The 25,651-nt window shown below is 56.4% G+C and carries 32 protein-coding genes; 13 read left to right on the forward strand and 19 right to left on the reverse strand.

What is annotated here, in order from left to right; all coding sequences use genetic code 11:
- The first annotated feature begins 2 nt into the window (after positions 1 to 2).
- From ACR0MQ_RS06735 to ACR0MQ_RS06745, 3 genes are read left to right on the forward strand one after another with little or no spacing between them, the layout of a single operon-like run.
- The gene (locus ACR0MQ_RS06735) at positions 3 to 134 is read left to right on the forward strand and encodes a DUF2256 domain-containing protein (protein WP_480607311.1); all 132 of its coding nucleotides are present in this window, start codon (positions 3 to 5) and stop codon (positions 132 to 134) included.
- Positions 131 to 1,375, forward strand: coding sequence for an FAD-binding domain-containing protein (locus tag ACR0MQ_RS06740; protein ID WP_480606818.1), 1,245 nt, complete (start codon positions 131 to 133; stop codon positions 1,373 to 1,375). Before ACR0MQ_RS06735 ends, ACR0MQ_RS06740 begins: the two co-directional genes overlap by 4 nt.
- Before the next feature lie 3 nt (positions 1,376 to 1,378).
- On the forward strand, positions 1,379 to 2,872 hold the full coding sequence (locus ACR0MQ_RS06745) for a cryptochrome/photolyase family protein (RefSeq protein ID WP_170774743.1): 1,494 nt from the start codon (positions 1,379 to 1,381) through the stop codon (positions 2,870 to 2,872).
- 558 nt (positions 2,873 to 3,430) lie between these two features.
- Here ACR0MQ_RS06745 and ACR0MQ_RS06750 read toward each other — a convergent pair.
- From ACR0MQ_RS06750 to ACR0MQ_RS06770, 5 genes are all read right to left on the reverse strand, one after another.
- Positions 3,431 to 3,742, reverse strand: coding sequence for an alcohol dehydrogenase catalytic domain-containing protein (locus ACR0MQ_RS06750; RefSeq protein ID WP_480606822.1), 312 nt, complete (start codon positions 3,740 to 3,742; stop codon positions 3,431 to 3,433).
- An 81-nt stretch (positions 3,743 to 3,823) separates the two neighbouring features.
- Positions 3,824 to 4,669 (reverse strand): enoyl-CoA hydratase/isomerase family protein, encoded by an 846-nt coding sequence (locus ACR0MQ_RS06755; protein WP_170471665.1) that lies wholly within the window; start codon positions 4,667 to 4,669, stop codon positions 3,824 to 3,826.
- A 92-nt stretch (positions 4,670 to 4,761) separates the two neighbouring features.
- Positions 4,762 to 5,550 (reverse strand): SDR family NAD(P)-dependent oxidoreductase, encoded by a 789-nt coding sequence (locus ACR0MQ_RS06760; RefSeq protein ID WP_480606825.1) that lies wholly within the window; start codon positions 5,548 to 5,550, stop codon positions 4,762 to 4,764.
- 12 nt (positions 5,551 to 5,562) lie between these two features.
- Entirely contained in the window at positions 5,563 to 6,528 is a 966-nt protein-coding gene (locus ACR0MQ_RS06765) for an LLM class oxidoreductase (RefSeq protein WP_170777051.1), read from the reverse strand.
- A 13-nt stretch (positions 6,529 to 6,541) separates the two neighbouring features.
- Positions 6,542 to 7,318 carry a CmcJ/NvfI family oxidoreductase gene (locus ACR0MQ_RS06770; protein ID WP_480606827.1) on the reverse strand — a complete coding sequence of 259 codons (777 nt, stop codon included), beginning with the start codon at positions 7,316 to 7,318 and terminating at the stop codon, positions 6,542 to 6,544.
- A gap of 107 nt (positions 7,319 to 7,425) precedes the next feature.
- On the opposite strand from ACR0MQ_RS06770, the gene ACR0MQ_RS06775 reads away from it, so the two are divergent.
- Entirely contained in the window at positions 7,426 to 8,337 is a 912-nt protein-coding gene (locus tag ACR0MQ_RS06775) for a LysR family transcriptional regulator (protein WP_170774735.1), read from the forward strand.
- A 196-nt stretch (positions 8,338 to 8,533) separates the two neighbouring features.
- Here ACR0MQ_RS06775 and ACR0MQ_RS06780 read toward each other — a convergent pair whose 3' ends face one another.
- Positions 8,534 to 9,025, reverse strand: coding sequence for an RNA pyrophosphohydrolase (locus tag ACR0MQ_RS06780; protein WP_480606830.1), 492 nt, complete (start codon positions 9,023 to 9,025; stop codon positions 8,534 to 8,536).
- A 137-nt stretch (positions 9,026 to 9,162) separates the two neighbouring features.
- Here ACR0MQ_RS06780 and ACR0MQ_RS06785 point away from each other — a divergent pair, with 137 nt between their 5' ends.
- On the forward strand, positions 9,163 to 11,190 hold the full coding sequence (locus tag ACR0MQ_RS06785) for an FAD-dependent oxidoreductase (RefSeq protein ID WP_480606833.1): 2,028 nt from the start codon (positions 9,163 to 9,165) through the stop codon (positions 11,188 to 11,190).
- A gap of 100 nt (positions 11,191 to 11,290) precedes the next feature.
- Positions 11,291 to 12,580 carry an MFS transporter gene (locus ACR0MQ_RS06790; RefSeq protein WP_480606835.1) on the forward strand — a complete coding sequence of 430 codons (1,290 nt, stop codon included), beginning with the start codon at positions 11,291 to 11,293 and terminating at the stop codon, positions 12,578 to 12,580.
- A 4-nt stretch (positions 12,581 to 12,584) separates the two neighbouring features.
- On the opposite strand, the gene ACR0MQ_RS06795 is transcribed toward ACR0MQ_RS06790, so the two are convergent.
- Positions 12,585 to 12,905, reverse strand: coding sequence for an NIPSNAP family protein (locus tag ACR0MQ_RS06795; protein ID WP_480606838.1), 321 nt, complete (start codon positions 12,903 to 12,905; stop codon positions 12,585 to 12,587).
- A 72-nt stretch (positions 12,906 to 12,977) separates the two neighbouring features.
- Here ACR0MQ_RS06795 and ACR0MQ_RS06800 point away from each other — a divergent pair, with 72 nt between their 5' ends.
- Positions 12,978 to 13,658: an ArsR/SmtB family transcription factor gene (locus ACR0MQ_RS06800; protein ID WP_480606840.1), complete on the forward strand. Its 681-nt coding sequence runs from the start codon at positions 12,978 to 12,980 to the stop codon at positions 13,656 to 13,658.
- 3 nt (positions 13,659 to 13,661) lie between these two features.
- On the opposite strand, the gene ACR0MQ_RS06805 is transcribed toward ACR0MQ_RS06800, so the two are convergent.
- Positions 13,662 to 14,102, reverse strand: a complete 441-nt coding sequence (locus ACR0MQ_RS06805) for a DUF4399 domain-containing protein (RefSeq protein WP_260023377.1) — start codon at positions 14,100 to 14,102, stop codon at positions 13,662 to 13,664.
- A gap of 228 nt (positions 14,103 to 14,330) precedes the next feature.
- Between ACR0MQ_RS06805 and ACR0MQ_RS06810 the strand changes: the two genes are divergently transcribed.
- On the forward strand, positions 14,331 to 15,236 hold the full coding sequence (locus ACR0MQ_RS06810; protein WP_010438570.1) for a LysR family transcriptional regulator: 906 nt from the start codon (positions 14,331 to 14,333) through the stop codon (positions 15,234 to 15,236).
- Positions 15,237 to 15,321: 85 nt separating this feature from the next.
- Here the strand turns inward: ACR0MQ_RS06810 and ACR0MQ_RS06815 are convergent, their stop codons facing one another.
- The 5 genes from ACR0MQ_RS06815 to ACR0MQ_RS06835 form a co-directional block, all read right to left on the reverse strand.
- Positions 15,322 to 16,137: a DUF2189 domain-containing protein gene (locus tag ACR0MQ_RS06815; RefSeq protein ID WP_480606843.1), complete on the reverse strand. Its 816-nt coding sequence runs from the start codon at positions 16,135 to 16,137 to the stop codon at positions 15,322 to 15,324.
- Between the two features lie 148 nt (positions 16,138 to 16,285).
- Positions 16,286 to 17,188: an OmpA family protein gene (locus tag ACR0MQ_RS06820; RefSeq protein WP_480606845.1), complete on the reverse strand. Its 903-nt coding sequence runs from the start codon at positions 17,186 to 17,188 to the stop codon at positions 16,286 to 16,288.
- On the reverse strand, positions 17,185 to 17,799 hold the full coding sequence (locus ACR0MQ_RS06825) for a peroxidase-related enzyme (protein WP_480606847.1): 615 nt from the start codon (positions 17,797 to 17,799) through the stop codon (positions 17,185 to 17,187). The genes ACR0MQ_RS06820 and ACR0MQ_RS06825 overlap by 4 nt, the downstream gene beginning before the upstream one ends.
- A complete protein-coding gene (locus ACR0MQ_RS06830) occupies positions 17,768 to 18,478 on the reverse strand; it encodes a GNAT family N-acetyltransferase (RefSeq protein WP_480606849.1) in 711 nt (236 codons plus the stop codon). The genes ACR0MQ_RS06825 and ACR0MQ_RS06830 overlap by 32 nt, the downstream gene beginning before the upstream one ends.
- On the reverse strand, positions 18,475 to 19,197 hold the full coding sequence (locus ACR0MQ_RS06835; RefSeq protein WP_480606851.1) for a competence/damage-inducible protein A: 723 nt from the start codon (positions 19,195 to 19,197) through the stop codon (positions 18,475 to 18,477). The genes ACR0MQ_RS06830 and ACR0MQ_RS06835 overlap by 4 nt, the downstream gene beginning before the upstream one ends.
- Positions 19,198 to 19,248: 51 nt before the next feature.
- On the opposite strand from ACR0MQ_RS06835, the gene sfsA reads away from it, so the two are divergent.
- Positions 19,249 to 19,959 carry a DNA/RNA nuclease SfsA gene (gene sfsA / locus ACR0MQ_RS06840; protein ID WP_170774719.1) on the forward strand — a complete coding sequence of 237 codons (711 nt, stop codon included), beginning with the start codon at positions 19,249 to 19,251 and terminating at the stop codon, positions 19,957 to 19,959.
- Positions 19,960 to 20,000: 41 nt separating this feature from the next.
- Here the strand turns inward: sfsA and ACR0MQ_RS06845 are convergent, their stop codons facing one another.
- A complete protein-coding gene (locus tag ACR0MQ_RS06845) occupies positions 20,001 to 20,612 on the reverse strand; it encodes a GNAT family N-acetyltransferase (protein WP_480606852.1) in 612 nt (203 codons plus the stop codon).
- Positions 20,613 to 20,678: 66 nt separating this feature from the next.
- The gene (locus ACR0MQ_RS06850; protein ID WP_480606855.1) at positions 20,679 to 20,846 is read right to left on the reverse strand and encodes a hypothetical protein; all 168 of its coding nucleotides are present in this window, start codon (positions 20,844 to 20,846) and stop codon (positions 20,679 to 20,681) included.
- An 88-nt stretch (positions 20,847 to 20,934) separates the two neighbouring features.
- On the opposite strand from ACR0MQ_RS06850, the gene map reads away from it, so the two are divergent.
- Positions 20,935 to 21,747, forward strand: a complete 813-nt coding sequence (map, locus tag ACR0MQ_RS06855) for a type I methionyl aminopeptidase (RefSeq protein ID WP_170774714.1) — start codon at positions 20,935 to 20,937, stop codon at positions 21,745 to 21,747.
- Here the strand turns inward: map and ACR0MQ_RS06860 are convergent.
- Genes ACR0MQ_RS06860 through ACR0MQ_RS06875 form a run of 4 tightly spaced genes read right to left on the reverse strand, consistent with a single transcriptional unit; the run spans position 21,735 to position 24,342 of the window.
- The gene (locus ACR0MQ_RS06860) at positions 21,735 to 21,914 is read right to left on the reverse strand and encodes a hypothetical protein (RefSeq protein ID WP_480606858.1); all 180 of its coding nucleotides are present in this window, start codon (positions 21,912 to 21,914) and stop codon (positions 21,735 to 21,737) included. The two genes, map and ACR0MQ_RS06860, sit on opposite strands and share 13 nt — an antisense overlap.
- Positions 21,915 to 21,939: 25 nt before the next feature.
- Positions 21,940 to 22,575: an HAD family hydrolase gene (locus tag ACR0MQ_RS06865; RefSeq protein WP_010438552.1), complete on the reverse strand. Its 636-nt coding sequence runs from the start codon at positions 22,573 to 22,575 to the stop codon at positions 21,940 to 21,942.
- A gap of 1 nt (position 22,576) precedes the next feature.
- Positions 22,577 to 23,134 carry a 16S rRNA (guanine(966)-N(2))-methyltransferase RsmD gene (gene rsmD, locus ACR0MQ_RS06870; RefSeq protein WP_170774710.1) on the reverse strand — a complete coding sequence of 186 codons (558 nt, stop codon included), beginning with the start codon at positions 23,132 to 23,134 and terminating at the stop codon, positions 22,577 to 22,579.
- Positions 23,131 to 24,342 carry an FAD-dependent oxidoreductase gene (locus ACR0MQ_RS06875; protein ID WP_170774708.1) on the reverse strand — a complete coding sequence of 404 codons (1,212 nt, stop codon included), beginning with the start codon at positions 24,340 to 24,342 and terminating at the stop codon, positions 23,131 to 23,133. The genes rsmD and ACR0MQ_RS06875 overlap by 4 nt, the downstream gene beginning before the upstream one ends.
- 99 nt (positions 24,343 to 24,441) lie before the next feature.
- Here ACR0MQ_RS06875 and ACR0MQ_RS06880 point away from each other — a divergent pair, with 99 nt between their 5' ends.
- The 3 genes from ACR0MQ_RS06880 (at position 24,442) to ACR0MQ_RS06890 (ending at position 25,634) form a co-directional block, all read left to right on the forward strand.
- The gene (locus tag ACR0MQ_RS06880; RefSeq protein ID WP_170774706.1) at positions 24,442 to 24,927 is read left to right on the forward strand and encodes a peroxiredoxin family protein; all 486 of its coding nucleotides are present in this window, start codon (positions 24,442 to 24,444) and stop codon (positions 24,925 to 24,927) included.
- A 102-nt stretch (positions 24,928 to 25,029) separates the two neighbouring features.
- Positions 25,030 to 25,275, forward strand: coding sequence for a glycine zipper 2TM domain-containing protein (locus tag ACR0MQ_RS06885; RefSeq protein WP_010438542.1), 246 nt, complete (start codon positions 25,030 to 25,032; stop codon positions 25,273 to 25,275).
- Positions 25,276 to 25,286: 11 nt separating this feature from the next.
- Positions 25,287 to 25,634: an EF-hand domain-containing protein gene (locus ACR0MQ_RS06890; RefSeq protein WP_480606862.1), complete on the forward strand. Its 348-nt coding sequence runs from the start codon at positions 25,287 to 25,289 to the stop codon at positions 25,632 to 25,634.
- Positions 25,635 to 25,651 lie beyond the last annotated feature (17 nt).

The raw sequence follows: 25,651 nt of genomic DNA on the forward strand, positions 1-25,651 counted from the left end.
AAATGTGGAAGAAAGTCGATTTGCCGCAAAAAATCTGCCCGGTCTGTCAGCGCCCTTTCACCTGGCGCAAGAAATGGGAAAACGTTTGGGATGAAGTGAAATACTGCTCAAAAAAATGCAGGTCGGCTGCATGACCGAGAAATTTCTAGAACTCGCGAAAGCGAAAGAAACGATCAGCTTCAAACCTACACGTACCACTGGTCTGGAAAGGCTGAAGCAGTTCGTTGGCCGCACTGGGCGGCAATATACAACTACGCGGAATTACGATTTTGGGACCGAGCGACGCTGCAATGTATCAGCTTTGTCGCCGTGGCTGCGCCACCGTTTGATAACGGAGAAAGAGGTTCTGGCAACGGTACTGGCCGTGCATGGTTTCAACGTGGCAGAAAAGTTCGTGCAAGAAGTGTTTTGGCGCACGTACTTCAAGGGCTGGCTGGAACAAAGGCCCAGCGTCTGGGCACTATATCAGCGGGACTTGTTGAGCGCTTGTGAGCGGCTAGCAAATGACGAAGGCCTAGAGATCCGCTTCAATGAAGCCGTTAAGGGCAATACAGGCATCGACTGTTTTGATCATTGGGCTCAGGAACTGGTGGCGACTGGCTACCTTCATAATCATACGCGCATGTGGTTTGCGTCAATTTGGATTTTTACGCTTCGTTTACCGTGGCAGCTTGGGGCAGATTTCTTTTTGCGACACTTGCTGGATGGCGATCCCTCATCGAACACGCTGAGCTGGCGGTGGGTTGGCGGATTGCACACGAAAGGCAAAACCTACCTCGCGCGACCTGACAATATTGCCAAATACACTGAAGGACGGTTTCAACCAAAAGGCCTCGCCAAATTTGCAGAACCGTTGACCGAGCAAGTAGATCACCCGCTCATTCCTCTTTCGAGCCCGCGCTCACCCCCAGACTGTCCTTATCTGTTGCTGTTGACGGAGGATGATCTGTCAGGTGAAAGCGTAATGCCGACATCGCCTGCTACCGCGATCGGGCTTTTAGCGACGCATGGCCGGTCTCCAAACCCGATGGGAGACGCCGCAAAAGACTTTGCCAAGGGCGCGATCAGCAGCGCCCTTGAACCCTACGAAAAACCCGCAAAATCGGCCGACGACTGGTGTTGTCCGCTGATCGAGGCAGCGCGAAATGCGGGTGTCACGACCATTGCAACAGCCTACTCGCCTGTTGGCCCCACTCGGTCACGATTGGATCGTGTGGAACCCTTATTGAGAGATGCAGGTCTATCATTGATCAGGATAATGCGGCCGTACGACGCGATAACGTGGCCTCATGCAAGGGCCGGATACTTCGGCCTTCGAAAGAATATCCCATTGCTCTTGGATCAATTGAACCTGCCCTTCCAACGAAGACTTTAACCCGTGTCCACTGCCGCCCTTCTACTCCCCAACCAATTGTTTGCCCAACACCCGGGTCTGGTCGCCCAGCCAGACACTGCTGTGCTTTTCGAGGATCCGCTGTTCTTTGGCGATGCGCATTATCCAGCCACGATGCACAAGCAAAAGCTTTGGCTGCACCGCGCTTCTATGGCGCGCTATCGCAACGGCTTGGTCGCCAAGGGACTTGATGCCACGATATGGCCCTTTGAGCGGGAACCGGGCGCATGTCTGCGATTGTTTCAAAGTCTGCGCGATCGCGGTGTCAGCCGAATAGTTTTGGCTGATCCAGTAGACTTCATTGCAGAAAGACGGTTTCGCGCGGTGGCTAGCAATACCGAAATCACGCTTGATATCCAGCCATCACCCGGCTTTCTGAATACGCGGGCCGACAATCTGAATTGGTCTGCAGGTCGAAAACGTTGGCTCATGGCCGAGTTCTACAAAAGCCAACGCCGGCGCTTGAACGTGTTAATGAAAAGCGGTCAACCGACTGGCGGACAGTGGAGCTTTGACGAAGAAAACCGCAAAAAAGTACCCAAAGCGCTGTTGGATAGCCTGCCGCGGATCGACTGGCCTGACCATGATGCAGTTGATGAAGCCGCAAAAGCGAGCGTTCTAGCTGATTTTCCAAATGCACTGGGCAGTCTGGAAACGCTATATTATCCGACATCACATAAAGCTGCATCCGATTGGCTAGCGCAGTTTCTGGAGCGGCGGTTCGAACGTTTTGGCGACTATGAAGACGCCATTGTCGGGGGCGAAAACTGGCTATGGCATGCCGTTCTCACGCCTGTTTTGAACATAGGATTGTTGACGCCCAAACAAGTTTTGGATGCGGCCCTCGCGCACGCGGATCGAAAGAGCATTCCCCTGAACTCGGTAGAAGGATTCATCCGGCAGATCATTGGCTGGCGCGAGTTCATGCGCGCGACATATGAGGACCTTGGTGTGCAGATGCGCACAACAAATCATTGGGGCCATCACCGCCCCATACCCCGCTCTTTCTATGATGGAACCACTGGTATTGATCCGCTGGACGACACGATCAAAAGGGTACTCAAAACCGGGTATTGCCATCACATTGAACGCCTTATGGTACTGGGCGGTTTCATGTTTCTGTGTGAGATTGATCCGGACCATGTCTATCGCTGGTTCATGGAAATGTTCGTCGACAGCTATGATTGGGTAATGGTTCCAAATGCCTACGCGATGAGCCAGCATGCCGATGGCGGTTTAATCACCACCAAACCGTACTTTTCCGGTTCAAACTACGTTCGCAAAATGAGCCATTGGGGCAAAGGGCCTTGGTCCGACATATGGGACGGCCTTTACTGGCGATTCGTTCTAAAACACACCGACAGACTTGCTGGCAATCCTCGATGGGCGATGATGTGCCGTACTGCGGGACGCATGTCGCCAGAAGTCAAAAACAAGCATGTCACGACAGCCGAAACCTTTTTGCGACGGATAGCATGAGCGCGGGCTTTATGACACCGGATATGCATGTATCGCTCGATTTCCTAAGGTCGGCTTAGTCCGCAGTACGCTCATTGGGGCACCGTGAAGCACTGATCAAAGTGGGCTCAAAGCAGTCGTTTGCTGCAATCTGTTTGAGTGTCTGCTAAATTGCTTTACCAACATTCTGTCATATGACACCTTTCACTGTGCCTCGCTTGAAATCGATCGTTGTGTGGCATTTATCGTGGTATATATTCAATATAGCTCAATTTATTATATATTTAACATAGACCTGCAGGATTATTTATACTGACTTCGTCTCCGCCACTAAACTGCTCATATCATGGGCATTCTTCTGGAAAAAACGTATTATTTTCAAGCTCGTAAGGTTTTTTTAACCAGCGAATGCCAGTGTTTCCCGCATGAACTCCCGCATAGAATCCCGCATGGATGCGGTATTTGAAGGAGTGCACTGCTATGGGCGTCACATTGGATCGAGGCCGCTATTATTTCGTAATGAATGTCCCAAAACATCTGTTTGGCAAAGTACTGGGCAAGGCGGGCATCCGCGTTGATTTACTCTGCCAGAGAGCCCGGAAGATCCATCAAACCACCGGCGCAGCCATACACCTCATCACCTATAGCAAAGCCTGTCACTCCGTCGCCAACCGCAACAACGGTGCCGGCAAAATCCATGCCAAGCACAGCGGGTAATGCTGGGGAAAGGGGCAGGTCCGCGCCCATATTTAGGATCATCGTGTCGACGGTATTGACACTGGTGGCGGCCACTTTGACCAGCACATGTCCGGGTGAGGCGACCGGGTCGGGCATCTCAGTGGGCTCAAATGCCGCGTCGGGTCCGTAGTTATTCAGAACCATTGCTTTCATTGGGATATTCCTTTTTGGATGTGACACCCGGCGCGCGCTGTAACAACGCACGCGGGATAAGATCATTGGGTTGGGGGTTGGTCAGTTGATGTCCTGCACCTGCATCACCAGATCGCTCCATTGGCGCTGGTTTTCGATGTCGTGTTCCAAGCCTTGCTCATCTGCGATGGTGAACCTTTTGACCGCCGGGGTTTTGCTGGTCGCCTGATACAGCCAATAGGCTTCTGCCTTCAGCGCCTCATCAATCGGTTTGTCGATGGATTCATAGACCATCTGCTTGCAGGCATTGATCGACTCCGCCGGGAATTTCGCGATCCGCTCGGCCAAAGCTGTCACATAGGGGCCAATTTCATCCGGCTCCAAGGCTTTGTTGATGGTGCCCAGACGCTCTGCATCATCAGCGTCATAGTCTTGCGCGCTCAGAATGATCTCAAGCGCTTTGCCAAGACCGGTCTGACGCGCCATGCGCGAGGCACCGCCACCGCAGGGCAGGATGCCCATTCCGACCTCCATCTGCATGAACTTGAACTTGCCTCGCGCCGCAAAGCGCATGTCAAGCGCCAGCGCCAATTCGTGCCCGCCGCCGCGCGCGAACCCTTCAAGCTTGGCGATGGTGGCTTGCGGCACCTTGCTGATCCGCTCACATACCGATTGCAGGTCCAAAAGCTGTGAATCTTCGCGGGATACCGCCTCGGTCGACATGTCCTTGAGCAGCTCGGTGTCGTAATGGCAGACCCAGATTTCCGGATTGGCGGATTGAAAGATCACGACCTTGGTGTCGCGATCGCGCTCAAGCCGCATGGCCAGACTGTTAAGGTCGGCAAGCATTTCCTGGCCTTGCACGTTCACAGAGCCAAAGTCGAATGTGACCGTGGCGATGGCATCTTCAACAGTGACGTCGAAGGTTTGAAAGTTCTCGTATTTCATCAGGCAATCCTTTCTTGGGCCTCGACGCGGCACGCGTGAGGGTTTGGGGAGTGTTGAGAGTGGAAATGCGCGGCGTGTTTGCGCCGCTTGGCTCAGCCCGTTTTGGCGATCAGGCCTTTGATGGTGCTCATGACGTCAGCAACGTGATCGGTGTCCAGTGCTGCGGCATGCGGGTTTGCGAAAGCGCCACTATCATTGTCGAAATAGTCCCCTGACGCGTCGGCGAACCGCGCGCCCAAGGCGGCATCGATCAGGATATCCGCGCCTATGTTCATGTCATTCCCGGCAACGCCAAACCCCTCTTGCACCATTTTCGAGGCCAAAAGTGATCCGGGATTTACCGCAACCATCACCGGCGCATCAGCTTGGGATTTGGCCCATTCCCGGGTCCATATGGTGATCGCCAACTTGCTTTGGACATAGGCTTCCATATCCGCCAGCGGCACATTGCCTTGCATCGCCTTGATGTTCACTGGGGCCTGTGCGGCCGATGACAGGTTCACGACGCGCCCGTTCGCCGGAATGATCGGCAGCAGCAATTCGGTCAGCAGATACGGTGCAAGAGTATTGACGACAAAGCGGATGTCCTGCCCGTTCGCAAGTACAGCTTGCGGGGCTTTCAGCACACCCGCGTTGTTGATCAAAACATTCAATCTGTCATGTTTCGCCCGCACGTTCTCGGCCAGTTCGCGCACTGCGGACAGGTCGCACAGATCAGTGGCAAAGATTTCGACAGCGCCACCGACTGCGGCAGCTGCGCTCTCCAGTTTGGATTTACTGCGTCCATGCAAAAGCACGTTGTGTCCTTCGGCGGCCAGCTTCTTGGCCGTCAGCAAGCCAATGCCGTCGGTTGAACCTGTAATGAGAATGGTCTTGGTCATCGGTTTGATCCTTTACGAAAAGTCAGGCAGGACAGTGTCCGCCAAGTGTTCAAGAGTTGCGTCGATAGGTGCTTGATTGAACCTGAGGTTCAGCGCGACATGATTGATCCCAAGCGCTTCAATCTCGCGCAGGTAGCTGCGCAGAAAATCGATGCCGGACTGAAACCCAAGGTGGATCGGGCGTGGTGGTGCGGCAGGATCGGCAACAACATCGACATAGAGCGATTGCATCACAGGCTTGTCCGGTTGTCCCGCTGCCTTTACACGGTGCCGATAATCCGCGATGACCTGCCCCTGGGCCACCGCATTGCGCGGATAAGTCATCCAGCCGTCGCCGTTCCGTGCCACCCAATCGGGCGTTTGCTGGCTGCCGCCGGTAACAAGCATCGGCAGACGCGTGCCATGCGGCTTGGGCAATAGGTCAATCCCGCCACCCAGTTTGCCCTGCGCGTTTTCATGTTCCGGATAATCGGACCCCACTGCGCGGATGTACTCAACGCTGTCGCGGAAACGCGCCCCTCGGTCATCATATCTCTGGTTCATCGCCGGGTACTCTTCGGGGCGGTCACCGGACGCAACGCCCAACAGCAACCGCCCTCCCGAGAGCACATCTGCGGTCGCCGCCGCCTTGGCGACATGGGCGGGGTGGCGCAAGGGCAGGATCACACTCGACGTTCCAAGGGCAATCCGGTCTGTCGCCGTTGCCAGCGCCCCCAGATAGACAAATGGATCGAAGACCTGTCCGGGATCACCGAAGCTTGGAACATTGAAGGGCACGTCCCGCAGCCAAAGGGTTGCAAACCCAAGTTCCTCGGCTTTCTGAGCGGCTGCCAGATGCCCCCACAGCGTCGGCTCTGCGCCGACGGAATAGGCTTCGAGAGGCAACACAAGGCCAACGCTCAACCGCCCGGGACGGAACACCCGGTTGTAGGCCACATTGATTTCGGCAAACTCATTATGCTGCATTTTATCCAACATGTCTGGGCCCCTTTTAGTAGCGCACCAAAGTGCGGCTCTCGATGCTTTTGCGAATGGTCGTGACGCCCGCGTCCTCGACCAGGTCGAGCGCGCTATGGGCAATTGATGGCAGTCCTTGATTGTCATAGATGTTGAAGATCGCGACCTCATCCGTCGTCATCTTGGATTGATAGACCCATTCATGCTGGGGATTTCCCACCAACCCCATGATTTGCCCTTTGCGGTCGGGATAGATCAGGTCCAGCAGAATCCAGTCAGACGGATCAACGGATGACGGACGAACAAAGCCCAAAGGTGCCGAATTGATCGGATGCTCTACAGGACGCCATACGTTGACAAAAGCATAGTGACCCCGCGCCCACTCCGCCGCGATCTGGGTACCCAATAGATCGACAAGCCTCTGCTCGGCTCCGTCCTTGCTGTAGTCACTATGAACGTTGCGCGCAGGTTTTCGCGTCGCATCCGGGTCATCTGTCCGAACCGTGTGATCGAAAACCGCAACCTCGCGCGCACCAAGTTTTTCCCGCAGTATCGATGTCAGTTCCGCCTCATAGCTCTGTTTCCAAGCGCTGCCGGAAAAGTCCTGAACCCGCGTTTCCAGTGGCGTGAATTCAACGGCATCAGAGGCAAACGCAACAGAGGTGGTCGTCGCGCGCATATCGGTCAACGTCACAGAGGTTGGGGTCAATTCAGGAGAAATCAGGTTTCCCGCAATCCCACTTGCATCCAGCTCAAAAGCTTGCCGATAGGGCTTGTGAACATGGTAGTTGACTGTGGCTTTTCGTTTCACTTGCGCCTCCTGCTTATGCGGTGTTGCATCCATGAGGGGTATTTAACGCCAACCCATTTCCATATAAACTGACCTTTCTTGGATTGATAATTCGGTTTTTGCAGATAATGGGACTTGATACAGACGCGCTCCGCCTGTTCGTAAGGGCAGCGGAAATGTTGAACATCAGCGCCGCAGGGCGCGGATTGGGCATGGCCCCTGCTGTCTCAAGCGCAAAGCTTGCCAAGCTGGAGCAAAGCCTGGGGTCTGAGCTGTTGCATCGCACGACGCGCAAAGTGTCACTTTCCGTCGAAGGCGCCGATTTCCTGCCTTTCGCCCGCGAGATCATCGCACAGGAAGAGGCAGCACTTACGGCTTTGGGCAAGCAGACAGCGACTCTAAAAGGCACTTTGCGCTTTGCGGCACCCAGCAGTTTTGCGCAACTCTACATCGCACCGATCCTGCCGAAATTTCTTCAACGGCACCCCAACCTCACGCTCGACCTGCATTTGTCGGATGTGCAATTCGATCTGATCGAAGGCAGTTATGATCTGGCCCTCAGAAACGCGCCGCTTGTCGATACCAGCCTGAAAGGCCGCAAATTGGCCGATGACCGGCGCATGCTCTGCGCTGCCCCGGGCTATCTCGAAACGCACGGCACACCCAAGGCGCCCGGCGATCTGACAACCCATCACTTGATCGCCTTCCAAAATCGCCAACCGCGGCTGTTGACTGGGCAGGCAGGTGAAAAAGCCGTTTTCGATCCCGCATCGGCCAAAGGTCAATTGATTATCGACGACGGCCAAAGTCAGGTTCGCGCCACGCTCGCCGGGGCAGGTATTTCCCTGAACGCCCTGTGGAGTGTGCATGACCACCTGAAATCTGGTCGTTTGACACAGGTCCTTCCGGGTTTTGAGGCAGCAGAAGACAACGTCTTGTGGCTGATCTATCCCAAGTCCAACGTACTCTCCCCCAAAGTACGGGTTTTCATAGACTTTTTGATCGCTGAGATTGGTGCAAAGCCACCTTGGGAAACATGAGCTCAAATTAAGTTTCGCGCGCTGTCAGACATTCTTACGCCAATGTCGGAGACAGGCGTTGAGCGGACATGCCTTGTCCAATCGCAAAAGTCTGGTTTGTCCGCATATCGGCCATTCTTCAGACCCTTTGGTACCGCTCCGCTTTGAGAGATTGACTGTCTGCAAACCAACCCGCACTCAGTGAAGTGAACTGCGGTCAAATCTCAGGCAAATGTCCTCGAAAGACCTCGACCACGCGCGCATACACGTCTCGTTTGAAGGGTACGATTTCATCAACGAGCCGTGACGGTGTCTGCCACTTCCAGTTGGTGAATTCCGGGTGCTCAGTTGCGATGTTGATCTGATCATCCCGCCCCAGAAACCGCATCAGGTACCATTTCTGCTCCTGCCCGCGATACCGGCCCTTCCAGATTTTGGGCACAATGTCATGCGGCAAGTCATAGGGCAGCCAGCCGTCGGTCTCGGCGATGATTTCGACCAGATCTGCGGTCACGCCGGTTTCTTCCCAAAGCTCGCGCAGGGCGGCATCGCGCGGGTCTTCGCCCTTGTCCACACCGCCCTGAGGCATCTGCCAGGCGTCTTTGTGGCGGTCGTTACGCTGACCGACAAAAATCGATCCCTCGGCATTCATTAGCATCAGCCCGACACAGGGGCGATAAGGAAGTTTTGCTATCTGGTCGGGGGTCATATGCGGCCTCATGAACATTCTTTTAAGCGTCTGTAGCAAGCACTGCGGCAAACGCAAAGGGAATGACGTTAGGTTTCGCGTGACAACGGTGACGCGAAGGTCAATCTGACGGACAAAGTCGGGAGGGAGAGTTTGCCATGACTGCGTACCCAAACATGCTGGCCCCGCTGGATCTGGGCTTTGCCACGTTGAAGAACCGCGTGCTGATGGGCTCGATGCATACCGGGCTGGAAGAGACGGGCGACTGGAACCGTGTCGCCGAGTTTTACGCGGATCGCGCGCGTGGCGGTGTGGCCTTGATGGTGACGGGTGGAATTGGCCCGAACCTAGAGGGCTCGGTCCTGCCCGGGGCCTCGATGATGACCAGTGAGACAGAAGTGGCGAACCATTCCATCGTGACCAAACGCGTGCATGAGGCGGGTGGCAAGATCGCAATGCAGATTCTGCATGCGGGGCGGTACGCCTATGGGCCGAAATGCGTCGCCCCCAGCCCGGTGAAATCTCCGATTTCTCCATTTCCGCCGCATGAACTGGACGAAGAGGGCATCGAAAAGCAGATCAGCGATATCGTGAATGCTGCTGTTCTGGCCCAGAAGGCGGGCTATGACGGGGTCGAGATCATGGGGTCCGAGGGGTATTTCCTGAACCAGTTCCTCGTGACCCACACCAACAAGCGCACCGACCGCTGGGGTGGGTCCTATGAAAATCGGATGCGCCTTCCCATCGAAGTGGTACGCCGTACGCGCGAAGCCGTGGGGACCGATTTCATCATCATCTATCGCCTGTCGATGATTGATCTGGTGCCCAATGGGTCGACCCATGACGAAGTCGTTGAACTTGCGCAGCGGATTGAGCAGGCCGGGGCCACAATCATCAACACTGGGATCGGCTGGCACGAGGCGCGGATTCCAACGATTGCCACCAGCGTACCCCGTGCGGCCTTTGCGTGGGTCACAAAGAAGCTGATGGGCAAAGTTGGCATCCCAGTGATCACCTCGAACCGGATCAATACGCCTGAAGTGGCCGAAGAGGTTTTAGCGACCGGCTGCGCTGACATGGTATCTATGGCCCGTCCGATGTTGGCCGATGCGGATTTCGTGAACAAAGCAATCGCCGGTGAGGCAGCGAAGATCGCCCCGTGCATCGCCTGCAATCAAGCTTGCCTGGATCATACCTTCAGCGGCAAGCTGACCTCATGTCTGGTCAACCCGCGTGCCTGTCATGAAACCGAACTGGTGATCGGCGAGGCTGAGACGCGCAAAACGGTCGCCATTGTGGGCGCGGGACCGGCAGGCCTTTCCACCGCGATGACCGCCGCACAGCGCGGCCATGACGTAACCTTGTTTGATCGCGCCGCTGAGATCGGTGGGCAGTTGAACATGGCCAAACAGGTGCCAGGGAAGGAGGAATTCTGGGGCCTTGTCGACTGGTACCGTACCATGATGGACGATTTGGGCGTGACGGTTGAACTGAACCGCGAAGTCAGCGCGGATGATCTCACCAGTTACGATGAAGTGGTCATCGCCACCGGTGTCACCCCGCGCGATCCGCAGATCCCCGGACAAGAGCAAGACAATGTGCTCAGCTATATCGACGTGCTGCGCGACAAGGCCGAGATCGGCAAATCGGTTGCTGTGATCGGGGCCGGAGGCATCGGGTTCGACGTCTCCGAATTCTTGCTGGAAGATGGCCACAGCCCGACCACGGACCTACCTCTTTGGATGAAGGAATGGGGCGTCACTGACCCGGCCGAACATCGCTCGGGACTGGCACCCGAAGGTCCGCAGCCTGAGGCGCCCGCGCGGCAGGTCACGTTGCTGCAACGCAAAGCACAGCGTCACGGCAAGGGGCTCGGCAAGACAACGGGTTGGATTCACCGTGCGACCCTAAAGATGAAAGACGTTAGTTTCGTAGGCGGCGTGAATTACGAGCGCATCGATGATGACGGCCTGCACGTGAGCTTTGGCGAAGCCCACGAAGACCCGACTGTGATCCCGGTGGATACGATCGTACTGTGCGCGGGTCAGGTCTCGGACCGTTCACTGGCAGATGAGCTAATTGAACGCGGGATAACACCTCATGTGATCGGTGGTGCAGATTTGGCCGCCGAGTTGGACGCAAAGCGCGCAATCAATCAGGGGACGCGGCTGGCGGCAACTTTCTAAATTGCATCGGATTGGCGCCAATCCGGTTGCCAATCCTTGCTATAGTCTCCCGTTTATCGTGAAGTTGGCACGATCAACACACGTTGTTTGAAACGGGACTATGAGTCAGGAGCCGTTCGTACCGCGCCGCAGCAACCTGCCGATTATAGCCGGGCAAGGTGCGCTGTCCGTCATGGCCTGGTCCATGGCCAGCCCGGCGATCGTATTGACTTTTCTTGCGGTGTCACTGGACCTGCCCGTCTTTTTGGCTGGCCTTTTGGTGACCATTCGGCACGCGGCGGGCACGCTTGCGGATATGTTCTTTGCACAGTCGATCACCCGACTTCCCCAAAAGAAGTCAGCCATCGCCCGGGCTGATCTGGCGGTTGCTATATGTTTTCTGATTGTCATTTTCGCCGTTACCTATGGCAGTAGACCGGTAACCATTGCAGCATTTGTTGTTGGGATATTCGTCATCGGCATCTTGGGAGAGATCAAGAGTCTGATGATCATCGATTTCATCAGCGACAATCTGACCTCAAAAGACAGGATGCGAATTAGTTATACGCAGAAGGCGCTTGGAGGCGCTGCAACGATTGCGATTGTGCTGTTGCTGCATCAACTATTTCAGGATGCCCCTGCACTGACACGATACAGCACAGTAGTCGGACTTGGTGCCATGTGCTTCGTTTTCTCAGCCGTATTCATGATGACTCTGCAAGAGAGATCGCCGGATCAAGCCGCGAACAATGCGTCGTCCGCCAACACACGTTCGGAGGCGTTTAAGGCATATTGGCAAGAGGCCAAAGCGCTACTGAAAGAGCGATGGTTTCAGAAATACGTTCTGATCCGGCTTGCTTTTGTTCTGACCGGCCTGTCGGTTCCGTTCTACACATTTCTGGCGGCAGAGGCGCACCACAGCTCGTCGCAGGGTCTGACAGCGCTTGTTGTATCGTCGGCAGCCGCATTGTTGGTGGCGTCGCCCCTTTGGAGGGCGCTCAGCAGTTATTCCAATCGAGTCGTCATGGTGGCCGGGGCGTCGATGGTTGCCCTTACAGGGATAGGGTTGGTAGCGATCCATCGTTGGGGATTTGATCACAACGTGCATCTGCATGCCGTGTCGCTGTTTATCGTAACTGTAGCCGTCACCGGGTTGGGCAGTGCTCGTGGGCTTTATTTTATGGACGTCGCCCCAAAATCCCAACGGATCGCGGCGCAAGCGATCTCACAAACGCTGGTGCGGGTTGCCGTCGTCGCCATCTCAGCGGCTTTGGCTGCGATTGCCCACATGAATGAAATCGTATGGGCGGTCGCTGCCATTTCGGCCGGTAGCCTGCTTGCGGTTGTGGCGATTCTGTCCTTTGTCGAACCGAGTATTCCGAAGGGCGCGAGGCAGGAAGAAAAGGCGTAGTTCGTTACGTTCTATCATGCGGCGCTGAGACACATCTGAGCCAAGTTCGATCCTCTCGTAGTATAAAGCCTTCTTGTTGCGCAAAGGCGTAGTTCTCCTGCCCAAGTGCATCCGCCGACAGACGAGCGCGGTAGGACTCATATTCAGCAAGACTGGGAATGTTGTAGATTCCATAAGCCAGTGTCGATGACCCCTCGTGCGGTGCGAAATATCCGATCAGATCAGCCCCGCATCGCGGAATCGCCTGTCCCCAATTGCGCGCGTAGGTCTGAAACTGCTCTTTTTTCGTCGGATCGATCTGGTATTGGATTATACAAGTGAGCATAGACGCCTCCGGTTTATGATTGGCAAAGAATAACCTCTTGGATGCAGCTTATGTTTCGACTATGATCGAAGTATGCCAAACGGACCGGATATTGCACAGATCGCGGCGCTGATTGGCGACCCTGCGCGTACCAATATGTTAACAGCACTGATGTCGGGCAAAGCGCTGACGGCTGGCGAACTGGCGCGTGAGGCCGGGATCAGCCCCCAAACCGCAAGCTCACACCTGAAAAAGCTGCTTGCAGGCAGCCTGGTCCGGGTGCGTGGACAGGGACGGCACAAATATTACGGACTGTCCGGAGAAGATGTGGCGCATGTGCTGGAAAACCTTATGGGGCTGGCTGCAGGGCGCGGCCATCTGCGGACGCAGACCGGACCAAAAGATGCGGAAATGCGGTCAGCACGGGTTTGCTACAACCATCTGGCGGGCAGCCGTGGGGTGCAGATGTTCACCGCCATGCAGAAACAAGGGTATCTTGAGGCAACGGAGGGCGCGGTTCACCTGACCAAAGAGGGCACTCAATTCTGCACCGACTTTGGCATCGATCTGGAAGGGCTCAGCCACAGCCGCGCACCGCTTTGCCGCCCCTGTCTAGACTGGAGCGAACGGGAAACGCATTTGGCCGGTAAGCTTGGCCGCGCCATGCTGACCCGCATGGAAGAGATCGGCTGGCTGGTGCGTATACCTGACAGCCGCATCATCCGCTTTACCCGAACAGGAGAAACTGAGTTCGACGCACAATTCAGCGCTTAACCACTACTCTACAGTGATTGTAATCACCTCTGAAACGATTGGCGTCGCGTGGGGTACATGACCCGCATCACCCAACACAAGCTGCAAAGTGTGTTCCCCCGGGCTCAATTCCAGCGTGACCTCGGTCTGGCCGCCGCCAAAGTGGATGTGATTGTCATCTGCGGGCAGCCCATAGGCCAGTTCATCCGCGCCGTCTTCACCCTGCCCCAACGGAGGACGATCAACCAGAAGGTGATGGTGGCCCGTGTTCTCCTTTTCGGTTCCGGCAGGAGCAACACCCATGCCACTTAGGCCAAACACGATCGTGACGGGTGATTGTACGGTGTCTCCGTCAGTCAGATTTGCGAAATAAACCCTGGCATCAGGGTTTGACGGCGTTTCTCCTCCGGCCGACGCGAGAGTTGCGGACAGGCACAGAGCGGCAGCAGCAAATAGGGCTTTCATGATCTCCTCCATGGTCACAAAAATGCCATCCTCACCATAGCACGATAGAGAAAAAGTCCAGATATCGGTTATTTGTGTTGGGTGTTTGGAATTACAGCACGACAACTTCGGCGTTTCCCAGTCGCAAACGATCCCTATCAAAACCCTGATATTATCTCATGTCTGCCCAGTTCTCGCCCAGATTGATCGCGATAAAGAGACAACGAACAGAAGACCTGGGGAACGAGAATGGATCGACTGACCGAAATGGAGGCCTTTTCCAACGTGGTGGACCAGGGTGGTTTCACCGACGCGGCCAAAAAAATGGGTATCTCCAAATCAGCCGTGTCCAAACACGTGTCGAGCCTCGAGGCGCGGCTGGGTGCGCGACTGCTAAACCGCACCACACGCCGGGTTTCACCGACCGAGATTGGACTGGCCTATTATGATCGCGCCCGGCGCGTGCTCAACGATGCGGGCGAGGCAGATGCGCTTGTAACCTCGATGCAATCCGACCCTTCTGGTCTTCTGCGGATCAGTGTGGCGACGGATTTCGGTGTCAATCACCTGTCACCTGTGCTTTCGGAATTCCTGTCTGCCTATCCCGATATCACCGTGAACATGGTGCTGAACAACCGTTACGTCGAACTGATCTCGGAAGGCTTTGACGTGGCTGTGCGCATTGGGGAACTGGAAGACAGCACCTTGCGCGCCCGCAAACTGACCGAAACCGTAAAACGCATGGTCGTAGCGCCCAGCTATATCGAGCAGTTTGGGCGCCCGCAAAAGATCGACGACCTGAATGAACACAAGCTACTGCACTATTCGAGCCAGTCCTCGGGCAGCGTCTGGAAACTGACCGCGCCGTCGGGCGAGAAACGTCAGGTGCGCACCGCCGGTTGGTTAAGCGTAAATGACGGGCAGTCGCTGTTGAACGCCGCAATCTCGGGCCTTGGGATCGCACATCTGCCAAGCTATCTCTATGCCGACGCGCTGAAATCGGGCGAGGTGGTGGATGCGATGCCTTCGCTTCCGGACGAGGTGCAAGGCGTTTACGCAGTTTATCCGCCGGGCCGGTTCACCCAGCCCAAGGTGCGTGCTTTCATTGATTTTCTGGTCGCGTCCTTCGCTGAAAAAGGCCCGATGGATTGGTAGAATTCTCCCAGTGGCACCTAAATGGCCCGCGCTGATCAGTGCGGGTCTTTTTTGTTTTGTCGCTCGTTCGATTTGAATCTGCCGGTCAAACCTCAGCGGGTGATACAGCCCGCTGATACAGGTGCCATGTGGTGTGACCCAGGATCGGCAGTGTAAAGACAAGTCCCAAAAACGCAGGTACCAGCGATATCAGCATGGTGACCGAAATGATCGCAGCCCAGCCGAGCATCACCACCGGATTCTCGGAGACGGCGCGAACCGAGGTAAGCATGGCAGAGACGAAATTGGTTTCACGATCCAGCAGCATCGGCATGGCGATAACGGTTACCGAGAACAGCACAGCCGACAGAAACGCCCCGACGCAGGTGCCAATCGCAAGGAAGGTCCAGCCCTGCGGCGTGAAAAGCACGATGTTCAAGAACCCCTCAAAATCGGAAAATGACGCTTTTTGCAGAGTGATCGCCAGCCAAAGGCGGATTTGATAGGTCCAGACCCAGAATATGAACAGGGTGACGAAGGCCATCCAGCCCAGCTCGCGTTTGCGTTGATTGGCCATGACGGTGAGGATTTCGGACCACCCGAAGTTTTGCCCTTTTTGCAAGCGACGGGACATCTCATAGAGCCCCGCGGCTGCGAAGGGCGCGACCAGCGGAAAGCCTACCGCCGCAGGAATGATCATCCAGATCTTGCCAAGCCAAACCAGGCACCAGACGAACAGGATGCCGAAAACCGCATAGAACAGGCCGAAAAAACCGCTCATGACCGGGCGTGCGAGGAAGTCGGAAAACCCGGCCTTGAGCGATGCGGTGATATCTTCCGCTGTCAGCCTGTTGACCTCGGGCATGGCTGGTTGTGGGGCCATGTTGTCCGGCGGTGTGGAATCGTCGGTCCTGGAAGCCATGACGCACTCCTCCCTAAGCTTGGTGGCGGATGGGACTGCCTTCCAACAAGTCCGACGGCAAGGCAGACGCCCCGTTCATCTGCAAGTGTGCATCAGGGTGCGGCATCAGGGCAAGAGGGGCGCAGAGCGGTTGCGATGCCTGCGCCCGTCAGTTGACCAGCAACACCGCCTCGACCCGGCGATTGATATCTCGGCCTTCGGGCGTGGCGTTCGAGGTGATGGGCGCAAGATAGCCCACACCCTGCGCCTCGATCCGGTCGGCGGCAACGCCATGCGCTTCAATCAGGCGCGCGCGCACGGCTTCGGCCCGTTTGGTACTGACCGCAATATTGGCTGGCAATGCACCCGTATCATCCGTGTGTCCAACCAGCGCCAACCGGGTCGATGGATTGTCGGCCAGATAACCAGCAAGCAGCGCCAGCGAGGCGAAAGGCCCCTCGCCCAGCGCGACTTCACCGGTGCGAAAGTGCAGGTCATCAAGAATGACATGTCCGGTGCCGCTGAGATCGCTGAGCAACCCGGCCGAGCCTTCAACGGTTTCCTCGGTCACCAATGGCGGCGCGGGCTGCGTGCCCAGTGGGGTCACCCGGATCATCTGCACATAGCCATCCGGCGGATTACGGCTGACCAGCAGGCTCAGCACCTCGTCGCCGCGGGCAGCGGACAGAAAGCGGTAATCGTGGATCGCCACATACATGTCGGGTGTCGGCACCACTTCGGTGCCAAAGCGGAAATCGAACCCTCCACAATTGCGCGCCTCGCATTCAAAAGCGATCTCGAATCCTTGCGCCTGAAGCTGATCCCGCAGAGGCGCAAGGATTTGCAACGTTGTGCTGGACCCCACCTGCAGCCGCCATGTCAGCCGCTTGACGCGCCCTTCGACGGTCCGCGACGGGACCGAGCCATCGGCAAACACACCGGTCGGCAAGTCATAGCTGTCCAGCGCGCTGGTGCGGTCAGATATCTGCCGGGAGCCCGCAGGAAAGTTCAACTCCTGCGCCAAGGCAGGCACGGCCAGCAAAGCAATACAGATGAACAGGGTTCGGATCATCGGAACTGGGCGTGATACTCGGGGTTCGGGACCATCGCAGTGGCACTGGCCACGCGGTTGGTCATGTTGAAGAAACCGGTGACATTGGCAATATCCCAGATGTCGTGATCTGAGAAACCGACATCGCGCAAAAGTTGGCGGTCGGGCTCTTCGATTGTGGTGCTGGCAGTGGTCATTTTGGCGGCGAAATCCAGCATCGCACGTTGGCGCGCATCCAGTTTAGCGACGCGGTAGTTCATGACCAGCATCTCGCCTAGTTGCGGATCACCCGAGAGCTGCCGCACCGCCGCGCCATGGGCCACGAGGCAATAGAAGCATTTGTTGATCGAGGACACGACGACCGCGATCATCTCACGTTCCAGCTTGGTCAGCCCGCTGTCAGCCAGCATCAGGTCATTATACATCGAGGTAAAGGCATTCAGCTTGTCGATGTCAAAGGCATAGGCGCGCAGGACATTCGGTACCATTCCCAGTTTCTCGACACAGATATCGAAGTATTTCTGCGTCTCTGGCGGTAGAGGGTCCACCATTGGCAGATCCAGGGCAGTGGGCATGTCCTGTTTGGTCAATTCGCTCTCCTTAGACGCGCTGGCGATAGTGGTATTCTCCATCGATCTTCATCCCAAGCGAGTGGTAGAGGCCATTGGCCCCCGCGTTCGCCTTGGTACAGATCACGCTAAGCGTCTGCGCGCCATTGTCCAGCGCCCAAAAAGCCGCGGCGCGCATTGCCCAGTTGCCCAACCCCTTGCGGCGATGATCCGGCAGAATTTCCAGCGCGTGCACCATCGCGATGCCATCATGGATCGCCACAAAGCCGGTTCCTGCGGGTTGATCGCTGTGGCGCAACAAAAGGCCGGTCTTTGGGCCCGGTGCCCGGTACATGATGGCAATCCGCTCGGGGCCGATACCGCCCTGCGCCCAGATCTCGCGCATGATGGCCAGCGGTTCCCAGATGTTGAAAACAGTCACGCGCGGGATCGGGATATCGGTCAATTGCTGCGCCGGGCAGGAATAGATATTGACCGGATCGAGAATGTCGTAGCCGCGTTCGGCAAGCTGCGCATCCAGCACTTCATCCCCCGGACGCAGGCAGAAGATGCGTTTCTGGCCCATCGCCTGCATGGCGCCTTCAGCCGCGTCGATATCGGCGCTGGCTACGTCCCCAATCCGACTGGCGGCGGATACGCGTGACCCTCCGCCCTGCCCTTGTCGCAGCCGAAATGGGCCATGCGATTGATAGCCCGCAGCAGGCCATGTGCCGTCTACAACTGCAGCCCAATCGGTGCTCAAAGCTCGATCTCTTTCGCGAGGCGGGTCATGGCGGCATCGATGCGCCCGCCATCGGTACCGCGCACAACCACATTCGCCCCGAACACGCCATTTGTCTGAAACGGATAACATCCGATCGAGAGGTCGCTGAAATCTTTGGCGAGCGCGGCCAAGGTCGACGCTATATCGCCCTCACCTCTGTCCACACGCAGAGTCTGCGACAACAGCGGGTTGCCTCCGGTAAGCAAAGGTAAAACACTCGCCACCATCGCCTGAAAAACCAACGGTACTCCGGCCATGACATGGACGTTTGCAATCGTAAAGCCGGGCGCGGTCGAGACCGGGTTGTCGATCAATTCCGCCCCGTCCGGGATACGCGCCATACGCAGGCGAGCGTCGTTCAGCTCCAGCCCGGACTTCTCGTAATGCGCTTCAAGCAGCGCCCGCGCGTCGTGGCGAACATCAATATGTGCGCCAAAAGCTCGAGCGATGCAATCGGCGGTGATATCGTCATGGGTCGGGCCGATGCCGCCACTGGTAAACACGTGGTCATGGGCCTGGGACAGCGCCCTGACTGCCGCCTCAATCGCGGGCGCATCATCACTGACAATACGCACCTCTTTCAGATCGATGCCGTGTTTGGTCAGCTCTCCAGCCAGATAATGCATATTGGCATCGCGGGTGCGGCCCGAGAGGATCTCATCCCCGATCACCAACATTGCAGCGGTTGGATTGGCCATGGCGCGCCCTCCCTCTTGATCGACCGTTAGGGCAGGTATAGGCCCTAGGCCATGCGATTTGAAACCCCCCTTGTCCCCGCCCGCCTGATCCGCCGCTACAAACGCTTTCTGGCCGATTGCACGTTGGAGGACGGAAGAGAGGTAACGGCCCATTGCGCCAATCCGGGCTCGATGATGGGTCTGGCGAAACCGGGCCAGAAAATCTGGCTGGAGCCCAACGACGATCCCAAGAAAAAGCTGAAATACGGGTGGCGGCTGGTCGATCATGAGAACGGGCATTTCACAGGAGTCGACACATCCGTCCCAAACAAGGCGCTTCGGGCGGCGCTTGAGGCGCGCGAAATCCCGGAATTGGCCGCCTATGCAACCGTCCGCCCCGAGGTCAAATACGGTGAAAACAGCCGTATCGATTTCCTGCTGACCCAGCCCGGACTGCCGGATGCCTATGTCGAGGTCAAAAGCGTTACCCTTTCGCGCGAACCGGGGCTTGCCGAGTTTCCCGACAGCGTTACAACGCGCGGCACCAAGCATTTGGGGGAGTTGGCGGCCATGGCGGCGCAGGGGCACCGGGCGATCATGCTCTATCTGGTGCAGCGCTCTGACTGTGACAGGTTTGCTCTGGCTGCGGATATCGATCCGGCTTATGCGGCGGCATTTGAAGGGGCGCAGGCCAAGGGGGTAGAACGGATGATCTGCGGAACACGAATTTCTCCGGAAGGGGTTTGGGTCGCCTCAGGTTATGGACAAGCTTATGAGCGCTGACGGATTCTGGCCGCTTTGCTTATACACATCAAAAATCTAGTTTAAGCCGAAAGATCGAGTTCCATTAGCGCACAGGCCCCCTCGTCCTTGATATCCAGGAATGGCCGTTGCCCATTAAGTTCAAAGTCTTCGTAACCGATCGAGTGAATGCCGACAAAGCCTGCTTTTGAAAAAAGGCTTTGTGAAAAACTGTTTGTCGCTTCGGCGAAAGCAATCCGATAACCAGAATTCTCAGCTTGCTTTAGACATGAAACTAACAAGCTTTGTGCAATTCCTCTTCTTGAGAAATCATCACGCACTGCAATCATAAATATATGAAGGAATTTTTCTGCTTGAATGTCGTAGGCATTCGAAAAAACACTTTCCAACTCGTCAATTAGCGCGATGACGGGTTCAGAGTCTAAGTCCAGCGCATCAATCCCGTCGGGGGGTGGCTGACCGAAATCATGCGCTAAAACTGCGCCTACAATTTCACCAGTAGCTTGATTGAAAGCCACAGACGACAATCCTTCTTTTGCAGATTTTGATCCAAACAGCATGGCGATCTTTTCGAGCTTTACAGGCGAGAAGTTAGTTGCAACAGCGGGAGGATCCCGCCGGCTGAAAACATCGCCAAGCAGCTTGGACATTTCACCATTGTCTGCTTCTGACATACGCCTGACCACGATCACTGAACTAGCCCTTGGATAAGTCTCCCAAGATAAAGGGCATTAACGCCCTCATGCACGCACGGCGGTGTCGAACAGTTTCACTTTTGGCGTGAGCACCCGCATCGATCCGAATAGCATATACCAGTCTAGGCCATCTGCCCGCTTCGCCGCCAAATGCAGCACCCATCCCAATTTCACGTTGGCTTTAAGTCTTGAAGTCACCGATTCATTCGCCATCTTTAATTCGCGATCGCGCGCCCTCTGGTACTTTCTGCACAAGCAGCGTAAAAGAAGTGCTGCGTGAAATATTTGGAGTCTCGCACCGATGAAAGAACATCGTGGCCGTCTGACCAAGGATGGCATCCGTATCTACGAACAGAGTGACTTTGCCGGAATGCATGCGGCAGGGGCGCTGGCTGCGCAGATATTGGACGATATTGCTGATCATGTTTTTGTTGGTCAGACCACTGGTGCGATTGACGGGCTGATCACTCAGATGGTCGAGGACGCAGGCGCAGAATCAGCGACCATTGGCTATAAAGGTTATCAGCACGCAAGTTGTATCAGCGTGAACCATGTAGTCTGTCACGGCATCCCCGGCGAGAAGAAGCTGAAGGATGGCGATATCCTGAATATCGACGTCACTGTGATCGTCGATGGCTGGTTTGGTGACACCTCGCGTATGTACGTGGCTGGTAAGCTTCCGCGTAAAGCCGAGCGGTTGATTCAGGTGACCCATGATGCGCTGTTCAAGGGCATCGATATGGTCAAGCCGGGTAATACCTTCGGGGATATAGGCCATGCCATTCAGGCCTATGTCGAGGCGCACCGGATGAGCGTTGTCCGCGATTTCTGCGGCCATGGGCTGGGCCGTGTTTTCCACGCACCGCCCAATGTCCTGCACTATGGCCGTCCGGGTACAGGCGCGGTTTTGGAAGAAGGCATGTTCTTCACCATCGAACCGATGGTCAATCTGGGCCGACCGGAAACCAAAACGCTGTCCGATGACTGGACCGCCGTGACCCGCGACAAATCTCTGTCGGCGCAGTTTGAGCATTCGGTGGGTGTGACGGCCGATGGGGTTGAGATTTTCACGCTGTCACCGGGTGGCAAATATCATCCGACCTATTCGCCCTGATCGGTCGCCTGATCGCGTAACAGTTTCAGCAACAACGTCTCATCGCGCCAAGGGATCACCGCGTCGTTGATAAAAACCGGCGCGCGCATCGGTTTGGTCGGCGGCCCGGTGGTGGCGTCGCTGTCTGTCATAAAGCCCCAAAACGGAGGTGTGATGGCGCGGTCCATGGGCCGACCTTAGCATATTTCTCGGTCAGAGTCCCAAAAGCCCCGGCACGTGTGACATATCCGTGAAGACCTCGGCCCCCAGCGTTGCCAGCCTCGCGCCGTCGTCGTGGGCTGCATAGGCGAGGCAGCGCATATTGGCACGGATGGCGGCGGTGACGCCGTTCTCACTGTCTTCGATCACGACCGGCGATTTGGCGCCAAATTGCTGCGCCGCTGTCAGGAACAGGGTGGGGTCAGGTTTACCTGAGCCCAGCACATGGGCCGAAAACATGACCGTGCTGAACCGCTCCCACAGACCGTTCTGACCCAGAGTAATCTGCATTTTCTCTGGCCTGCCATTTGAGGCGACACAATAAGGAATGCTGGCTGCATCCAATTGCGTCAGCAATTCTGGGATGCCTTCAACCAAAGGAGTGCCCGCTCGCAGCCTCTCATAGATTTCCGAGTAGATTTGATCGGTCCAGTCGTCAGGCAGATCCGCACCGAGATCGCGCGCCTTGTCTCGGACACCAGTCATCGTACCACCGACGAAAAGAGACATGCACTCTGCAAGGGTCAGGTGCAGACCATATTGGGCCAGATTGTCGATCATGACCTGATTGGACAGAACCTCGCTATCAACCAGAACCCCGTCGCAATCGAAAATGACCAGATCATGCATATCAGCCCACAGTTCGCCACATCAGCGAAATGCACGTGTCGCCATATTTTCGCGCGTCATGCAGAGTGAACCCATTTGGAGCAATCATGGGGGCGTTTTCCTCCCACACGATCAGGGCGTCCTGGGCCAGCCAGCCACCTTTGGTGGCCGCCGCCAGCGCCTTTTGACCCAGGTCTTTGCCATAAGGCGGATCAAGAAAGACCAGATCGCATGCGTCGCCTGGGTTTTCCCCCAACCGCGTTGCGTCACGTCTGATCAGAGTGGTCTGGTCCCGACTTCCGGTCAGATCGATATTCTTGCGGATCAGACTCTGCGCAATTCGCCCATCATCGACAAACGTAACATGGGCCGCTCCGCGCGACAGCGCTTCAAGCCCCAACGCACCAGTACCTGCAAACAGGTCCAACACGTGCAGACCATCAATGTCGATCTGATGGTTCAGGACGTTGAAAAGGCTTTCCCGCACCCGATCGGTGGTGGGGCGCAGATGTGCTCCAGCATCGCCCTTGCCGACCGAGGCCAAAGCGCGGCCCCGGAAGTTACCGGCGATGATCCTCACGCTTTGAGCAGCGGTTTCAGTTCCGCTTCTGGGTCAGCCACCACCGTCGGATCGGCTGTTCTACCCGCATCGATCAGGCGTTTACCTACCATATAAGCGCGCGGGTCATTCATCGCGTCGACCGCAATCAGCTGATCGCCTTTATAGTACCAGAAGGACACCGTCGCGCCTTCACCCTTTCGGGTCACGACGCGATCATAGCCTGTATTTAGGCCCGCAATCTGCAGCTTGACGTCGTACTGATCCGACCAGAACCACGGCGTCGCGGTATAATCCTTGGCAGCACCCAGCATGTTCTGGGCCACAATCTCGGCCTGGTCGATGGCGTTGGGCACGCTCTCCAGACGAATGCGGCCCTCACCATGCGGGAACGAGGCACAATCACCCGCCGCCCAGATCGACGGGTCCGAGGTGCGGCCATGGGCATCGGTTTTGATGCCGTTGTCCAGCTCCAACCCCGCCATTTCAGCCAGTTGCGTTGAGGGCGCGATTCCGACCCCCACCACGACGAAATCCACCTTTAATTCAGTGCCATCGGACAGAATAGCACCCGTCACCTTACCATCTACTCCAACCAAACGATCCAGCCCAACGCCTTCGCGAATGTCGGCTCCGTATTCCGTATGGAGCGTACGGAAATAGTCGCTGGTCTCTTTCGCGGCGACACGTTGCAGAATACGGTCTGCCATCTCAACCAAGGTCACCTTGACCCCGCGCTTGGCACAAACCGCGGCGGCCTCGAGCCCGATATAGCCGCCACCGACGATCAAAGCGCGCGCGCCGTCGGTTACCCGAGGCTCCATCTCGTCGATATGCGCAAGATCGCGCACCACATGGACGCCTTCAAGATCGCCACCAATGGCTGCGGGCAGGCGACGCGGATCAGAGCCTGTGGTCAGTGCCAACTCGTCATAGGCGATCACGTCATCACCTATCGTTACCGTTTTGGCCTTGGGGTCAATTCCGGTCACACGCTGCCCCAGTCGCAGGGTGATGTTATTCTCGGCATAGAAGCTCTCGGGTCGAAGGAACAGGCGTTCCAACTCCATCTCGCCCAACAGGTAACCCTTGGACAAAGGTGGGCGCTGATAGGGCAGGTGCGGCTCGGCACCAATCAAGGTGATATCGCCCTCAAACCCATCTTTGCGTAGCCGCGCCACGAGTGAAGCACCAGCCTGCCCTGCCCCGATCACGACGATATGGCTCATGTTGTGCTCCCCTGCAGAATTCCGATGGTCTCTTTCTTTCGACAACCTATATTGCGACAAAGCCCGACTCTGCAAATCCAAATGACAGGAGCTTAATAAATGATCTCAACAGGTGACATGCTGCCCGACGCGACGCTGATTCAGATGGGAGCCGATGGCCCTGAAGAGGTGCGGATTTCAGAAAAAACAAAAGGGCGCAAGGTGGTGATCTTTGCTGTGCCCGGCGCATTTACCGGGACCTGCACGACCGCGCATGTCCCAAGCTTCATGCGGACAAAAGGCCAATTCGACGCAAAAGGAGTTGATGAGATCATCTGTATTTCGGTCAACGATCCCTTCGTGATGGGCGCTTGGGGTGAAAGCACCGGAGCAACTGCCGCAGGACTGACCATGCTGGCTGACGCCGCATCGGAATTCACCAAGGCGATAGACATGGATTTCGACGCACCACCGGTTGGTCTGCTGGCACGGTCCAAGCGCTATGCCATGTTCGTCAATGACGGAAAGGTAATCGCCTTGAACACCGAAGAGAATCCGGGCGTTTGCGAGATTTCGGCTGGCGAAGGTCTGCTTGAAACCTTCTGATCCCGGTTGGCCCCGGCATCACCGGGGCCACATGAAACGCATTTAACTTGATGCAACGACCCGATGTGCCAATACTTGGACATACAACCCGGGAGTTCATTGATGCGACTGAAATTAATCACTTTGATTCTTGGTGGCGCCGGCGCCTTAGCCGCGTGCGGCCCTGCCCCTACACCCCAGCAACAAGCTGCTCGGCAACACGAGATCGCTTGTCTGAGCGGCACCATAGGCGGCGCATTGATCGGCGGAGTGATCGGCAATCAATTTGGCGGTGGATCGGGCAAAACCATTCTGACGGCGGCGGGCGCTGCTGCGGGCGGGCTGTCTGGCGAACGCTACGCATGTTGAGGAGACTGGATATGAACCGAGTATTGATTATCGCAGCCGCCCTCATAATGGCCAGCGTTGCCAACGCCGAGACTGTCGCGGAATTGCATGAGGCCGAGCTGAACAATATCGACAAGAACAATGATGGGTTTCTGTCCCGGGACGAATTCAACGCCTTCTCGGACTATGCATTTCAAGCGATGGACGAGGACAAGAACGGCACACTTGGCCTGGATGAAGCTAAACCGTTCCTAGACATCAAGCAGTTTCAGAATGTTGACCGCGATGGAGATAACACTATCACACGGCCAGAATACGACGCCCAGATGGACAGCGATTTCACCTCGGCTGATCTGGATGGCAATGGGCAATTAAACTAATGCTCAATCAGGAGGCG

The sequence above is a fragment of the Ruegeria sp. AN6 genome (assembly GCF_056540425.1).